This window comes from Flavobacterium granuli (assembly GCF_031456055.1).
In the GTDB taxonomy this organism is placed as follows: domain Bacteria; phylum Bacteroidota; class Bacteroidia; order Flavobacteriales; family Flavobacteriaceae; genus Flavobacterium; species Flavobacterium granuli_A.
This window is the reverse complement of the sequence record NZ_JAVDTX010000006.1, coordinates 357774-372447: the sequence shown is the minus strand read 5'-3', so window position 1 is coordinate 372447 and position 14674 is coordinate 357774. Positions and strand designations below refer to the sequence as shown.

General features: G+C 33.7%; 14 protein-coding genes and 1 tRNA gene. 4 read left to right on the top strand and 11 right to left on the bottom strand.

Translation table 11 applies throughout. The annotated features are described in order from the left end of the window. Positions 1–2: 2 nt before the first annotated feature. Positions 3–88 (top strand) — tRNA-Leu (locus J2W95_RS14545). 79 nt (positions 89–167) lie between these two features. On the opposite strand, the gene J2W95_RS14540 is transcribed toward J2W95_RS14545, so the two are convergent. From J2W95_RS14540 to J2W95_RS14530, 3 genes are all read right to left on the bottom strand, one after another. Then, a complete protein-coding gene (locus J2W95_RS14540; protein WP_310008278.1) occupies positions 168–698 on the bottom strand; it encodes a 2'-5' RNA ligase family protein in 531 nt (176 codons plus the stop codon). Between the two features lie 78 nt (positions 699–776). Further along, positions 777–1418, bottom strand: a complete 642-nt coding sequence (locus tag J2W95_RS14535) for an endonuclease III domain-containing protein (protein ID WP_310008276.1) — start codon at positions 1416–1418, stop codon at positions 777–779. Between the two features lie 41 nt (positions 1419–1459). Continuing rightward, positions 1460–1897: a DUF4268 domain-containing protein gene (locus J2W95_RS14530; protein ID WP_310008274.1), complete on the bottom strand. Its 438-nt coding sequence runs from the start codon at positions 1895–1897 to the stop codon at positions 1460–1462. Between the two features lie 92 nt (positions 1898–1989). Between J2W95_RS14530 and J2W95_RS14525 the strand changes: the two genes are divergently transcribed. After that, complete coding sequence (locus J2W95_RS14525) at positions 1990–2643, top strand: NUDIX hydrolase (protein WP_310008271.1); 654 nt, start codon at positions 1990–1992, stop codon at positions 2641–2643. A gap of 97 nt (positions 2644–2740) precedes the next feature. Continuing rightward, complete coding sequence (locus tag J2W95_RS14520; RefSeq protein WP_310008270.1) at positions 2741–3550, top strand: lysophospholipid acyltransferase family protein; 810 nt, start codon at positions 2741–2743, stop codon at positions 3548–3550. 30 nt (positions 3551–3580) lie between these two features. Here the strand turns inward: J2W95_RS14520 and J2W95_RS14515 are convergent, their stop codons facing one another. The 3 genes from J2W95_RS14515 to J2W95_RS14505 form a co-directional block, all read right to left on the bottom strand. Further along, complete coding sequence (locus tag J2W95_RS14515) at positions 3581–4234, bottom strand: hypothetical protein (RefSeq protein WP_310008268.1); 654 nt, start codon at positions 4232–4234, stop codon at positions 3581–3583. Then, the gene (locus tag J2W95_RS14510) at positions 4231–4734 is read right to left on the bottom strand and encodes an RNA polymerase sigma factor (RefSeq protein WP_111409049.1); all 504 of its coding nucleotides are present in this window, start codon (positions 4732–4734) and stop codon (positions 4231–4233) included. The genes J2W95_RS14515 and J2W95_RS14510 overlap by 4 nt, the downstream gene beginning before the upstream one ends. A gap of 256 nt (positions 4735–4990) precedes the next feature. After that, the gene (locus J2W95_RS14505; protein WP_310008265.1) at positions 4991–6052 is read right to left on the bottom strand and encodes a DUF3810 domain-containing protein; all 1062 of its coding nucleotides are present in this window, start codon (positions 6050–6052) and stop codon (positions 4991–4993) included. Between the two features lie 147 nt (positions 6053–6199). On the opposite strand from J2W95_RS14505, the gene J2W95_RS14500 reads away from it, so the two are divergent. Then, positions 6200–7666 (top strand): aminoacyl-histidine dipeptidase, encoded by a 1467-nt coding sequence (locus J2W95_RS14500; RefSeq protein ID WP_310008264.1) that lies wholly within the window; start codon positions 6200–6202, stop codon positions 7664–7666. A gap of 252 nt (positions 7667–7918) precedes the next feature. Here the strand turns inward: J2W95_RS14500 and J2W95_RS14495 are convergent, their stop codons facing one another. From J2W95_RS14495 to J2W95_RS14475, 5 genes are all read right to left on the bottom strand, one after another. Continuing rightward, on the bottom strand, positions 7919–9211 hold the full coding sequence (locus J2W95_RS14495) for a DUF389 domain-containing protein (protein WP_310008262.1): 1293 nt from the start codon (positions 9209–9211) through the stop codon (positions 7919–7921). Positions 9212–9339: 128 nt separating this feature from the next. Further along, positions 9340–12681 (bottom strand): preprotein translocase subunit SecA, encoded by a 3342-nt coding sequence (gene secA, locus J2W95_RS14490; RefSeq protein WP_310008260.1) that lies wholly within the window; start codon positions 12679–12681, stop codon positions 9340–9342. Positions 12682–12776: 95 nt separating this feature from the next. Next, positions 12777–12998, bottom strand: a complete 222-nt coding sequence (locus tag J2W95_RS14485; RefSeq protein WP_007138072.1) for a DUF2795 domain-containing protein — start codon at positions 12996–12998, stop codon at positions 12777–12779. A 182-nt stretch (positions 12999–13180) separates the two neighbouring features. Next, on the bottom strand, positions 13181–13750 hold the full coding sequence (locus tag J2W95_RS14480; protein ID WP_310008258.1) for a cob(I)yrinic acid a,c-diamide adenosyltransferase: 570 nt from the start codon (positions 13748–13750) through the stop codon (positions 13181–13183). 64 nt (positions 13751–13814) lie between these two features. Next, complete coding sequence (locus J2W95_RS14475; protein ID WP_310008255.1) at positions 13815–14672, bottom strand: ATP-grasp domain-containing protein; 858 nt, start codon at positions 14670–14672, stop codon at positions 13815–13817. Positions 14673–14674 lie beyond the last annotated feature (2 nt).

The following is a 14674-nucleotide window of genomic DNA, read 5'->3' as shown; positions in this document are numbered from 1 at the left end:
ATGCTCGGATGGTGAAATTGGTAGACACGCTGGACTTAAAATCCAGTGAACAGCAATGTTCGTGCGGGTTCAAGTCCCGCTCTGAGTACAAGAAAACTTCATTTGCTTATGCAAATGGAGTTTTTTTATTTTAATCACTCCCGTTTGAAAGACTATTAATGTAGCAACTAATTCCCGAAATCAATTTTTTCTACGATGTCAGAATATTGTTGAGTCTGATAGTTAAACCTCCTCAGATAAAATGAATTACAGTTAAATTTTAGATTTATTGGTATGTTTTTGAAGAGTTCGTAGGCTGTTTTCATTTTTTTTTCATCGAGTCCACGAGCAATGCTTAAATGAGCATGAGCATTTTTAATTTTAAAACCTAAATACAGATGTAAATCTATAATAAGATTATTGAGATAATGTTTTGATGTTTGATCTGGTGCAATGAAAAAGGTTTCTTCTCCAAAAGAATCCCAAGCGTTTAATGTTACTTTTTGTTGAATGGCAGTCTTACAGAATTCCCTAACTCTGTCAATGTAAAGTTGGAGTGATAGTTCGTTTTCAAAGTTGATTACTGTAATATGAGCCATTGAATTAGCACTGCCAAACCATTTAATATGATTTTTGAGTAATTCTTTATAGGACTTAATTAAAGTCGATTGCTCGGAATTGGGAAAAATGACCAAAGAATAAAGTGGAATTTTTTTCATAATTCAAGTTTGCTTGAATGAGAGAGCAGTAGTCTACGAAGCACAGTAACAACTGATTCGTGGGACTTGGTATGTTTTTTAAATCGTTTTTAATGGATATTGACAATCTTTTAGTATTGGACATTCAGGGCATTTTGGTGTCGGGCGACAAATTTCCCTGCCCAAAAACGAAATAGCCATACCAATTTCACCCCAAATGTTTTTTGGCAAAACTTGCATGAGTAATTTTTCAACTTTGATACCGTCTTTTGTTTCTTGGATTAGTCCAATTCTTGGAGAGACACGAATCACGTGTAAATCAGCTATTATTCCTTCGGCTGGAATTCCTGCTTCTCGCATAATAACGTTGGCAGATTTTCTACCTATTCCTTTTAAAGCGATTAAATTCTCCATTGTTAAAGGGATATTTTCGTCTTTTTGAACAGTTTGTGCAATCTCAATTAACCAGTTAGCTTTGGTTCCAAAATTTCTAACTTTGGAAATATGTGGTATTAATGCATCAATATTCGAAGCAGCCAGACTTTCCATGTTCGGGAAAATTTCAAACAAGGCTGGTGCTATTTTGTTAATATTGGCATCCGAATCTTGGGCAGAAAGGACTACCATAACGACTAATTGATAAAGGTTTTGGTAATCTAGCGGATGTTTTCGGTCTTTATATCTTTCTAAAATTGGGGCTAATTTAGCTTCCCAATCATTTGTTTCTCTAAATAAATCCATTTTAAACAATTTTTGATAAACAATTTACGAAATATAAAAGCCTATTTTTCAATATTTTTTATAAATTCATCATACTCCAAATAAAATAATTCCAATGCATTCATTTTTTCATAGAAAAAATCAAATATTTCATCCCAATACTTGCGATTGCTTACACTTACATTACCTTTTTCGACCCAAATTCGGCTAATGGTTTTTCCGTTTTCTAAAGTGTGATTTTTTTCAAAAACCAAATCCTTGATGAATTCTTCTTCTAGTATATTTTTTAATGCTTGAAGTTTTTCAAAATATTGCATGCGCAATTCTGCATTTCTCATTTCAATATCGATATGGACTTGAGCCTTGGTGTTTTGGACATAGAATTTAAAAGAGAAATCTTTTATTTTCGTATCATACAAGACCCATTTTCTAGGATATTTTTGAGCAAATTCGACCCAAAATTCGTGTTTTAGTTTTTGATTTTCTTCCTTACTGTACATATTGTTGGGTTTTGAATGTTTAAAAATTTGTTTGGCACTAATTTCTAAAGTATATTTAGATATTATTTTATTTGCAAAAATAACCTTTGATTATGGATTTTCAAGATTTTTTACAAATAGTTCCTCATTTGGATGCTGTAAATCTTCCGGGAGAAGTGGCTCATAACATTATGGTTCCAAGTCAACGACTTGAGATTTTTAAAAAAATGGATTTTGCACAGATAACGCCAAAAAATGCCGGAGTGATGATGCTGGTTTATCCCAAAGAGGGTGAAACACATTTGGTTTTGATTGTTCGGAATTCATATAAAGGAGTTCATTCTTCCCAAATAGCTTTTCCAGGCGGAAAATATGAAAAGGAAGATGTCAATTTTATGCAGACGGCATTAAGGGAAACGTGTGAAGAGATTGGGATTCACCGAGATAAAATTGAGGTGTTGAAAGCTTTTACCAATTTATACATTTTACCAAGCAATTTTATGGTTTATCCTTTTTTGGGTATTTGTAGAGATGAAATAGTTTTTAATCCCGATCCTATTGAAGTGGCTGGCATAATTGAATTGCCATTAGCATCGTTTTTAAGCGATTCCATTGTGATTAATGCCGAAATGACAACTTCTTATTCTGATTCCATTGTTGTACCTGCTTTTAAAATTGACGGGCATATTGTTTGGGGTGCTACAGCTATGATGTTAAGCGAATTGAAAATTGTTTTGAATTCTGTTTTGGAAAAAATCAGTTTTTGAATGGTCTGTTTTGTTAAAAGCATTGTCTTTTGATATAAAAAGAGGAAAAATAATCGTAATTTTGCAATCCCAAATCTAAAAACAAACAAACAATCTTATGGGATTATTTAAACGAAATCCTTTTGGACATATTTTATTTATAAAAAAATGGTTGATTAGAATCTTCGGATTTATTAGCCACAGGCGTTACCGTGGTTTTAATGAACTACAAATTGAAGGTTCTGAAATAATTAAAAAACTCCCTGATACAAACGTTCTTTTTATTTCCAATCATCAAACTTATTTTGCAGATGTGACTGCCATGTTTCATGTATTTAATGCGAGTTTAAGTGGGCGTGAAGATTCGATAAAAAATGTTTGGTATATGTGGCGTCCAAAATTGAATATTTATTATGTAGCTGCCAAAGAGACTATGAGAGCGGGTTTATTACCGCGAATCATGGCTTATGCGGGCGCAATTACCGTTGAACGTACTTGGCGTGCTAAAGGACAGGATGTAACCGAAAAAAAGGATGTAAATCCAAATGACACCGAAAATATTAAGATTGCCTTGGCTGATGGATGGGTAATTACTTTTCCGCAAGGAACGACCAAATCGTTTAAGCCGGTTCGAAAAGGAACAGCGCACATCATAAAACAACACAGACCTATAGTTGTTCCTATTGTAATTGATGGATTCCGACGCTCGTTTTGCAAGAAAGGTTTGTATATGAAAAAGAAAGGAATTCTTCAGTCACTTGTCATAAAAGAACCATTGGATATTGACTATGATAATGATACAATCGAAGAAATTGTTGAAAAAGTAGAATATGCTATAGAACAGCATCAATCTTTCCTCAAAGTTATTCCACTAGAGGAATTACAGGAGCAAGAAGAGTTAAATAAAAAGAGACAATGGGAATATTAAAATAAAAAAAAGAGGCAAATGCCTCTTTTTTTATAAATCAATTTTCTTCAATTCTTCGAAGTTATTCTGTAAACGTTTTAATAAAATACCATAGATTAATTTGTAAATCAACCAGAATGCGAAAGTGAAAATCGCTGTGGCCAAAATTAATACGATGAACGATATCAAAGCAATATTTAAAGGCATTTCGGGATGTACGGCTCCATTTTTTGAAGCTCCTTCCAAGTAGCCTTCGTAAAACAAATAGCCTCCAAAAATAATGAAAAACACAGCAAAAAAGCTCAGGTTAAAAGCAATGTATTGCTTCACCACTTTTCGGGTTTTTAATATTGTGGAAATGAGTTTTTTGGTATTATCATCAACAGCAATTTTACGATACATCGTATAAAACTTGAAAATGAAATATAGAATAACAGCATACAGTAGGACAGTTGCAGCTATATAATAGCCATAAACACCCAAATGTTTAATTAATTCTACGTTTTTCTCGTCGTATTTGGTAAAGGACAAAATCAGTCCCAATACAAGTCCCAAACCAAGTTCAATGATACTTATTATAAAAATCCACTTCACCACCGAAGACGACCTTTTATGGATCATTTTGTAAATTTCATTTTCCGATATCTGCTCAAAAGAAGCTGCGTTCTTTTTCCAGTCTTTTTTTAATAAATCCAACTCTTTCATACGCCTAATGGATTTAATATTTTTTTTAATTTCCCTTTTATACGATTCATTTTTACCCTTGCATTCACTTCACTAATCCCTAAAGTTTCCGATATTTCGGTATAATCCTTGTCTTCCAAATACATAAACACTAACGCTTTCTCAATATCATTCAGCTGATAAACTGCTTGGTACATCAATTTCAACTGCTCCTCTTCTTCATAATTATATTCTATGTCATGCGTAAAATGTTGTCTTCCTTCGTACTCAACGGTTGCAATGCTGCGCTTACTCTTTCGATACAAAGTAATTGCCGTATTCAAGGCGACTCGATAAGCCCAAGTTGAAAATTTACTTTCTCCCCTAAATTTTGGAAAAGCTTTCCACAACTGAATCGTGATTTCCTGAAACAAATCCTTATGAGCATCCTCACCAGCAGTGTACAATCGACAAATCTTGTGGATTATATTCTGGTTTTCTTGCAGTTGCTTGACAAAAGAAGGTTCTAGATTTTCACTCATATTCCATTAGTACGACACCCGCACATTTTGTTACAAAACAGCACTTTTTAATTTTAAATAAACATAATAATTAGGAGCACAAATCAATCATTCATAACAATATTCCTCCCGCTGTCATTCCAATCTTTTTGAGAACTTTGTCAAAGTTCAAAACTTTGACAAAGTTCTCAAAAAGGATTTTCCCTTCCATCTGGGCTAATCCGGAAATTTTGTTTTTCATAAGACCTTTTTAAAGAAGGCAAGAGTAATTCATAATTTATAACGGCCTTACTTTATAATAATTCACCATTAAATTCACAAACTTGCTATAACTGTCCATACCGTCTTTTTGTTGGTTGATTTTTAGGAAACGATCATAAAAAGCATGGAATCCAGTTTCGATTGGAGTTTGGTATTGTTTCCAAAAGTCTTGACTTTCCTTATAATTTTTCAAAATACCAGGGTGGACGGTTTTGAGTAATTGTTTTAATGTTTCTTCGTCTCGCACTTGCCAATTCCCTAAACAATAGCGCAAAGCCATACTATATCCCGAATATTGAAAATACAGATTATCATTTTTTATAGAAGACAGAAAGCCAATAAAATTACATTCACTCTCGCTGGCATATCCCATCTGATGGGCCATTTCGTGATTTGTAGTCATTGGAAAACTGTACATTGGACCCAAATAATTGACCTGTGCTTCATTGGTAAACGGATTCAGATAACCTCCAAACCCCATATAAGTGAGTGGTAAACTAAAGAGAGATTTCTTAATACTCAAATGCGAATAGGTAAAAAAAACATATTCCTTAGACAGGTTTTTATATCCATTCTGATTCATTTCAAAAACTTGGTTTTGTGAATAGGGGAATACCACTTTCAAGCTGTCATTTTTGGTGATTTGACTTTGGATTGCATTCGTTTTTGCAATTAACTTTTTGGTGAAAGCCAATAAATCGGCATCGGTATAATCTCTTTCAATACTCATTTTTTCAAACAACGGTTCACGATAATAATTCAATGCCCAAAGAAAATGAAAGAAGAAATAAAACACGGAAAGAGCACTCAAAACGGTTAATAGATTGTTTTTCCATTCTGTTTTCCAAGACTTTCTTTTGTTCCAAATCCATTTTGTAAGTAATATAATTAAAAAAAAATAGAGACAATCACCGATAGAGAAAGGGATTTTTCCTAATACAATTCTCGAAAATTTAGATATATATACATAAATCCCATTGCTGTAAATATGTTCTATAGTTTCAGGAAAAAATCGGATGATTTTTAGGATTACAATTTGTATCAACAAGAATAAGGGGAGAATGTAACTTCGTTTCATTTTTTATAAATTGTATTGTAAAGAAACAAATTTTGGTGGATTATTTATTTTAAAATAAATTAAAACTTTTATAAAACTAGCTTTAGGAGTTTGTAACTTTGAGGTTTTATTATTTTAAACGTTTTTAATTAAAAAATATACAGCAGAATGAGTCAAGAGATAAGAAATCTAGAACCAAAAGTACTTTGGAACAAATTTGCCGATTTGAATGCGGTACCTCGCCCTTCCAAAAAAGAAGAACGTGTAATTGAGTTTATGAAAGACTTCGGTACCAGTTTGGGACTAGAAACTTTTGAAGATGAAATCCGAAACGTAATTATCCGCAAACCTGCCACTCCAGGAATGGAAAACAGAAAAGCACTTGTTTTGCAAGGACATTTGGATATGGTTCATCAAAAAAACGCCGATACTGTTTTTGATTTTGATACTCAAGGAATCGATATGTATGTAGAAGGGGATTGGGTTCGTGCCAAAGGAACTACTCTTGGGGCCGATAATGGTCTCGGTGTTGCAACTATTATGGCAATTTTAGAAAGTAAAGACATTCCGCATCCAGCAATCGAAGCTTTGTTTACGATAGATGAAGAAACTGGAATGACTGGAGCGTTGAATTTGCAAGGTGGGATTCTTAGAGGAGACATTTTATTGAATCTAGATACCGAAGAGGATGATGAAATAGGTATTGGATGTGCTGGTGGAATGGATGTTACCGTTACTGCAGAGTATGATGAAGAAGAAACTCCAGAAGGTTCTGTTGGTTATAGCATTAAGGTAAAAGGATTGAATGGTGGACATTCTGGAATGGATATTCACAAAGGTTTGGGTAATGCTAACAAAATTATGAACCGTTTATTATTTGACGGTTTTGATAATTTTGGATTGCAAATTTCTGAAATCAACGGAGGTAGTCTTCGTAATGCAATCCCGCGCGAAAGTACAGCGAAAGTAATCATTGCAGCAGTTTACGACGAAGCTTTTGTGTTTGATATGCAACAAATTGTAAACGAAATCAAATCGGAGTTTCAAACTACTGAACCTAACTTGGAAGTAGTTTTCGAAAAATTGGACACTGTTCCGGCAACCGTAATGCCAACAATTGCACAGTTTTATTTCGTTAGAGCGATGTATACTGCTCACAATGGAGTTTATAGAATGAGTGCGGATTTTGATAATTTGGTTGAAACTTCTAATAATATTGCAAAAGTAACGTTGGGAGAGGGAAAACTTTCTGTTCAATGCCTGACACGTTCTTCAGTAGAATCATCAAAATTTGATATGGCCAATGCTTTGCGTTCTGCATTTGAATTAATGGGTTGTGAAGTGGAATTCTCAGGTTCATACCCAGGTTGGTCACCAAATCCTAAGTCTGAAATATTAGATGTTTTGGTTTCCATTTATGAAAAACAAAATGGGGAAAAACCAAATGTAGCTGCTTGTCACGCCGGTTTAGAGTGTGGTATTCTAGGAACTAATTATCCTGACATGGATATGATTTCTTTTGGGCCAACTATTCATGGTGCGCATTCGCCAGATGAAAGAGCAAGTATTTCTTCTGCTCAAAAATACTGGAAATTTGTATTGGAAATTTTAGAAAATATTCCAGCGAAGAATTAAGAGATAATTAAATTAAAACATAAAACCCTCGTTTAGAAATAAGCGAGGGTTTTTTCAATATCAATAATTAATCCCTTTTCGGGCTGTTTTTCTTTTCTCTCTTTTCTTCCTTTTTTTCTTTAGCGGTTTTAAGAGGCTCTTTTTTTACCGTTTTCTTGGCGTCTTGGCTTTTTGACATGATTCTATTTTTTTTTGTTTGTTTTTAATTCTATTCTAGTAAAGGTACATCTTTTTTTAATTTCATTTAGGTTATTACTGTTGTCTGTACACTTCGACACTATCTTTTTCTAGTCTTTGCTTGAGCCAACTCATTAATTTTCTTTTAGAATCTAATTTCAATTCAGTTTTGCTTTTGTATAAAAGTACTGGAATTGTTTTGTTTTTGCTAGCATATTGTGTGATGGCAATTGGTCTAATTTCAGGAAATAGAATAGCGACCTCATTACTGACTTTTGTATTGTTGGCTTGATAATTTGAAATAGTTTTTTGTAAATTATTTATCAGTTCATCTTTATCGGCTCCAGATTTTTTATGGCTATTGATGGTATTTAGAATATCATTTTTTAAATCAAAAGTGTCCTGTTTGATTAAGAGTTGTGTATTCATTAAATCATATTCCTTTAATTTCAGGTTGATGGATTTAATTTCTGCAGTGCTGAATTTTTTGGACAAAAAAGCCAATTGTATAATTTTTGGATTGGTATTATAATCTGTTTTTTTATAAATAAGAGTGTACTTTTTTTGAGGAAACTCATTTTCAATAAATTCTTCTGTTCGTTGTATGTATTTTTTTTCATCAAATAAGCGATAAGCAAAATATACACTTGGGATAATCATGATTAAAAGAAGTACTGTAATTCCTTGTTTTACCTGCTTTTGATGTTTCAAATCAATTTGTTTGGCAATTGGGTATTTTAAGAACTTCACAATAATAAAAGTGGCAATGCATATAAAAACACAATTGATGGTGTACAAATACAGAGCACCACCAAAAAATAAATAATTTCCGGTTGCTAATCCGTAACCTGCAGTACATAAAGGAGGCATCAGTGCGGTGGCAATTGCTACTCCCGGAATAGGATTTCCTTTTTCGACTCTAGTAACTGCAATAACACCAACTAATCCCCCAAAAAATGCAATCAAAACATCGTATATATTTGGTGAAGTACGAGCTAAAAGTTCTGATTGAACTTCTTTGAACGGGCTGATATAAAAGTAAAATGTTGAAACGGCCAAACTGACAACCGTTGCAATCAAAATATTTTTGATTGATTTCTTCACCAATTCAAAATCATACATTCCTAATCCAAAACCTGCTCCAACGATAGGCCCCATTAAGGGTGAAATCAACATTGCCCCAATAATCACCGCATTAGAATTAACATTTAGCCCTACCGAAGCAATAACAATAGCACAGGCCAAAATCCATAAATTGGAACCTCTAAACGAGATATTGCCAATTATGTTTTCCAGTACTTTTTTTTTATCCTCTTCTCCCTTGTGTAGGTCAATGAAATTGATCAGTTTGCTGATTAATATATTCATAAGGTATCACTTTATTTATTGGATAAGTAAATTTAGGGAATTAAATCAATATTGGTTGTTTAGGATTTTGGAATAAAAAATCCCCAACTACTTTCGTAATTGGGGATTAAAATCAAATTTATTCTTTATTAAGAAACCAAAACCCAAGCTCCGCTTGCGATTAAACTTTCGGCTTTCTTGTACTTCATTTCTTGTGTTTGCCCATTGGCTACATTTTGGATAGTTACCGTATCGTTACGATTGATTTTTGGTTGGTCGCGAACGATAGTTTCAGTTACTTGACGTTGCTGAGTTTCTCCAGCTTCACGATTAGCACTTTCGCTATTTGGAATTTCGTCTTTGCTTAATTTGTAATCCTCTACCTGACGTTCGATTTTAGCTTCTTCAATTACTGGAGCGTTTTGAGCTGGTAAATCACCTTTGAATAAAAATGAAATCACCTCTTTATTTACATTCTCAAGCATACCACGGAATAAGTTGAACGCTTCCAATTTGTAAATAAGCAATGGATCTTTTTGTTCGTGAACTGCTAATTGAACAGATTGTTTCAATTCGTCCATTTTACGTAAGTGTTTTTTCCAAGCCTCGTCAACAATAGATAAAGTGATGTTCTTTTCGAAATCAGCAACTAGTTGAGCTCCTTCAGTTTCGTAGGCTTTCTTCAAATCAGTAACCACATTGAACATTTTTATTCCATCTGTAAACGGAACTACGATACGTTCAAATTGATTGTTTCTGTCTTCATAAACATTTTTGATGATAGGAAAAGCTTCTCTAGCACTTCTTTCTGTTTTTTGAGTATAAAATTCAAGGGTTGCTTTATAAAGTTTACCTGTGATTTCAATTTCGGTTAATTTAGAAAAATCCTCTTGTGATACTGGTGAAGTAAATGAGAAATAACGAATAATGTCAAATTCAAAATCTTTGAAGTTATTTCGGGCTTTATTTTCATCGACAATTAGTTCACAAGTATCATAAAGCATGTTTGCGATATCTAATTTTAGACGCTCACCAAATAAAGCATGGCGACGACGTTTGTAAACTACTTCACGTTGAGCATTCATTACGTCATCATATTCCAATAAACGTTTACGAACACCAAAGTTGTTTTCTTCTACTTTTTTCTGAGCACGTTCGATAGATTTGGTCATCATCGAATGTTGGATTACTTCACCTTCTTGCAATCCCATTCTGTCCATTACTTTGGCAACTCTTTCAGAACCAAATAAACGCATTAAGTTATCTTCAAGAGAAACATAAAACTGAGAACTTCCTGGATCACCTTGACGTCCTGCACGACCACGTAACTGACGGTCAACACGACGTGAATCGTGACGTTCTGTACCTACAATTGCCAAACCTCCAGCGGCTTTTACTTCAGGAGATAATTTAATGTCGGTACCACGACCGGCCATGTTAGTAGCAATCGTTACTACACCTGCTTTTCCTGCTTCTTCAACAATTTGTGCTTCTTGTTTGTGCATTTTTGCATTCAATACGTTGTGCTCTACACCACGCATTTTCAACATTCTGCTCAATAATTCTGAGATCTCAACAGAAGTTGTTCCAATAAGAACTGGTCTACCTGCTTTTGATAATTCAGTTACATCTTCAATAACAGCATTAAATTTCTCACGGGTTGTCTTGTATATAAAATCTTCTTTGTCAATACGTGCCATTCCTCTGTTGGTAGGAATCTCTACTACATCCAATTTGTAGATTTGCCATAATTCACCTGCTTCAGTTACAGCTGTTCCAGTCATACCTCCCAATTTGTTGTACATTCTGAAGTAGTTCTGCAATGTAATTGTAGCAAATGTTTGAGTAGCTGCCTCGATTTTTACATTTTCTTTGGCTTCAATGGCTTGGTGTAAACCGTCAGAATAACGACGACCATCCATTATACGTCCTGTTTGCTCATCGACAATCATGATTTTATTGTCCATGATTACATATTCAACATCTTTTTCAAAAAGGCTATACGCTTTCAGAAGTTGTGTTAAAGTATGGATACGCTCACTTTTTACTCCGAAATCTTGGAACAATCTTTCTTTTTCTTCCGCTTCGGCATCTTTGTCTAATTTTTTCTTTTCAATAGCGGCAATTTCAGTTCCAATGTCTGGAAGTACGAAAAAGTCAGCGTCAGTATCTCCTGAAAGGAATTTGATACCATTATCTGTAAGACCAACTTGGTTGTTTTTTTCTTCAATCACAAAATACAAAGCTTCATCCACTTTTGGCATTTCGCGGTTGTTGTCTTGCATGTATTGATTTTCGGTTTTTTGAAGCAATTGTTTAATTCCTTCTTCACTCAAAAATTTAATCAACGCTTTGTTCTTAGGTAAACTTCTGTATGCTCTCAATAATAAGAAACCACCGTCTTTGGTATTTCCTTCTTTGATTAATTTTTTAGCTTCAGCAAGAAAACCATTTGCCAATTGACGTTGTAATGCCACCAAATTTTCGATTTTTGGTTTCAATTCATTAAATTCATGACGATCTCCCTGAGGAACAGGTCCAGAAATAATAAGAGGAGTACGAGCATCATCAATTAAAACTGAATCGACCTCATCGACAATAGCGTAGTTGTGTTTTCTTTGAACTAAATCTTCTGGCGAGTGTGCCATATTATCTCTTAGGTAATCAAAACCAAATTCATTATTGGTACCGTAAGTAATATCAGAATCATAAGCTTTTTTTCTTCCCTCAGAGTTTGGCTGGTGATTATCAATACAATCTACAGTCATTCCATGAAATTCGAATAGTGGAGCTTTCCAAGTACTATCACGTTTCGCCAAGTAATCATTCACAGTTACCAAATGCACACCGTTTCCAGTCAAAGCATTCAAGTATAACGGCAAAGTAGCTACCAATGTTTTTCCTTCACCTGTTTGCATTTCGGCAACTTTACCTTCGTGCAATACCATTCCGCCAATTAATTGAACGTCATAGTGAATCATGTCCCAAGTAATTTCTTTTCCAGCTGCATTCCATGTGTTTGACCAAATAGATTTATCTCCATCAAGAGTGATGTAGCTTTTTGTAGCTGAAAGTTCTCTGTCTTTTGCGGTAGCAGTAACTGTTATTTGTGAGTTATCTTTGAAACGTCTTGCTGTTTCTTTAACTACAGAAAAAGCTTCAGGAAGAATTTCCATTAATATTTTCTCAGATATATCGTAAGCTTCTTTCTCTAAAGCATCAATAGCGATATAAATATCTTCACGTTTGTCAATGTCTTCAATATTTTCTACTTCAAGTTGAAGAGCAGTAATTTTGGCATCTTTTTCAGCACGCGCCTGTTTAATTTTTTCTTTAAAAAAAGCAGTTCTAGCTCTTAATTCGTCATTTGACAAAGATTGTAAAGCACTTTCAAAAGTCTTTATTTTGTTTAAATACGGTTGTAAAGCTTTGACATCTTTCTCAGATTTATCTCCAACAAAGATTTTAATGATACTGTTTATGAAACTCATGATTTATTTTTATTTCTATTTAATGTAACTTGTGTATCTGTGTAAAATTAAACAAAAAAAAAGCCTCTTTTGAGACTTTTTCTTGGTTTACTTTTTTAATATTCATCCTCGTTCCAAAGATAATCTTCGTCGGTTGGATAATCTGGCCAAATTTCTTCCATTGATTCATATATCTCGCCTTCGTCTTCGATAGACTGAAGGTTTTCTACTACTTCTAATGGAGCTCCTGCTCTAATAGCGTAGTCAATAAGTTCGTCTTTGTTAGCAGGCCACGGCGCATCGCTTAAATATGATGCTAATTCTAATGTCCAATACATATTTGTCGATTTAGTTTGTGCAAAAATAAATTTTTTACTGAAAAAGACAAGTAAAAAATGATTTATTTTTTATAAAGTTAAGAACGTATTTTCAGACAGCAGATTTAAGGTAAAAATTTTCAGATTTTTAAAATGAAAATCTATTCTCAAATACTGTATCCTGCTATCTTCAAATTGAATACTTATTTCCTCGGTATCCATTTCACTTCATCAGCCTTAAGATCAACAGACAACTTTCGTGCCAATACAAAAAGATAGTCAGAAAGTCGGTTCAGGTATTTAATAGCTATTTCTGCAACAGGTTCATTATGACTTAAATGCACAGCTAGGCGTTCTGCGCGACGACAAACACATCTGGTTATATGACAATATGACACAGTTTGATGTCCTCCCGGTAAAACGAAATGGGTCATTGGAGGAAGAATTTCTTCCATAGTGTCTATTTCATTTTCCAATAATTCGATATCGGTTTCTGTTATTCCAAGTTTTTTTAATCGAAGTTCGCCGTTCTTCATTACTTCTTTTTCGGGTGGAGTTGCCAGAATAGCACCAATAGTAAAAAGTCGGTCTTGTACTTCAATTAAGATTTCTTTGTAATGACTATTTATTTCTTGGTCACGAATCAATCCAATATAAGAATTCAATTCGTCTACAGTTCCGTAACTTTCTATGCGAATGTGGTCTTTTGGTACACGAGTTCCTCCAAAAAGGGCAGTAGTTCCACCGTCTCCAGTTTTTGTATATACTTTCATCTGAATTTTTGATTGTAGACTTCTGACCTAAATCAGAAATCTCAAGTTAGATTTAAAAACAAAATTACTTTATTAATTCGATTATTGAAGTAACGAACCGTTCCAATGCTCCCTCACTAATATCAAAATACAAATCGGGTTCGATACATTCTATTTCCATTAAATACAATTCACCATCAATAACGATCCCATCAACTCGGGCATATAATAATTTGTCATGAAAAGTATTAACGACTTTTTGTGCTTTCTCTATTAACTTCTGATTTGGATGTATCAAAGTATATTTTCCTCCAAATTGCGATTGTACTCTAAAATCACCATCAATTGGTTTTTTATTGACGGCATGAGAGAATTTTTTATTAAAAAAGATAAAAGAGGTTTCTCCCAATGTTTGGATTTCTGGTATGAATTCTTGTAAAAGCAATTCTTTTTCTTGAGCTATTTTTGTATAATCATCATTTGCTTTTTTGATATTTGATACATCAAAAACGGATGTTTGATAGGAGCCCGCAGAGAAAGCAGGTTTTAAAACTGCTTTTTTCCAATGTTTTGGAGTTATTCCGGGAAGATTTAGATTTTCGGTTTTGTCAATGAAAATAGTGGGAAGAATTGATATTCCTTGCTTTTCCATTTCGCGTAAATAAAATTTATGCTTATTCTGCTTAATGATATCAATTGGATTGAGCGTTTTGATTCCCAATTGTTCTATTTGGTCAAGCCAAAGATTGAATTCGGTTTCTTCCTCAAAATAATCCCAAGTATTGCGAAAGATTAAATAATCAAAATCACTCCAATTGATGGTTTTGTCATTCCAAATCACCGCTTTTGCAATGAGGTTGTGTTTGGCTAGTTCTGGAATTAATTGTTGATCTGAAATTGTTAAATCAGGAAGTTTTTCACAGGTAAGTAAACCAATTGTCATTT

What these genes read in the sequence shown, in the direction of transcription:
- J2W95_RS14540 (WP_310008278.1), bottom strand. Translation starts at nt 698, where the DNA reads ATGAAAAAAATTCCACTTTATTCTTTGGTCATTTTTCCCAATTCCGAG.
- J2W95_RS14535 (WP_310008276.1), bottom strand. Translation starts at nt 1,418, where the DNA reads ATGGATTTATTTAGAGAAACAAATGATTGGGAAGCTAAATTAGCCCCA.
- J2W95_RS14530 (WP_310008274.1), bottom strand. Translation starts at nt 1,897, where the DNA reads ATGTACAGTAAGGAAGAAAATCAAAAACTAAAACACGAATTTTGGGTC.
- J2W95_RS14525 (WP_310008271.1), top strand. Translation starts at nt 1,990, where the DNA reads ATGGATTTTCAAGATTTTTTACAAATAGTTCCTCATTTGGATGCTGTA.
- J2W95_RS14520 (WP_310008270.1), top strand. Translation starts at nt 2,741, where the DNA reads ATGGGATTATTTAAACGAAATCCTTTTGGACATATTTTATTTATAAAA.
- J2W95_RS14515 (WP_310008268.1), bottom strand. Translation starts at nt 4,234, where the DNA reads ATGAAAGAGTTGGATTTATTAAAAAAAGACTGGAAAAAGAACGCAGCT.
- J2W95_RS14510 (WP_111409049.1), bottom strand. Translation starts at nt 4,734, where the DNA reads ATGAGTGAAAATCTAGAACCTTCTTTTGTCAAGCAACTGCAAGAAAAC.
- J2W95_RS14505 (WP_310008265.1), bottom strand. Translation starts at nt 6,052, where the DNA reads ATGAAACGAAGTTACATTCTCCCCTTATTCTTGTTGATACAAATTGTA.
- J2W95_RS14500 (WP_310008264.1), top strand. Translation starts at nt 6,200, where the DNA reads ATGAGTCAAGAGATAAGAAATCTAGAACCAAAAGTACTTTGGAACAAA.
- J2W95_RS14495 (WP_310008262.1), bottom strand. Translation starts at nt 9,211, where the DNA reads ATGAATATATTAATCAGCAAACTGATCAATTTCATTGACCTACACAAG.
- secA (WP_310008260.1), bottom strand. Translation starts at nt 12,681, where the DNA reads ATGAGTTTCATAAACAGTATCATTAAAATCTTTGTTGGAGATAAATCT.
- J2W95_RS14485 (WP_007138072.1), bottom strand. Translation starts at nt 12,998, where the DNA reads ATGTATTGGACATTAGAATTAGCATCATATTTAAGCGATGCGCCGTGG.
- J2W95_RS14480 (WP_310008258.1), bottom strand. Translation starts at nt 13,750, where the DNA reads ATGAAAGTATATACAAAAACTGGAGACGGTGGAACTACTGCCCTTTTT.
- J2W95_RS14475 (WP_310008255.1), bottom strand. Translation starts at nt 14,672, where the DNA reads ATGACAATTGGTTTACTTACCTGTGAAAAACTTCCTGATTTAACAATT.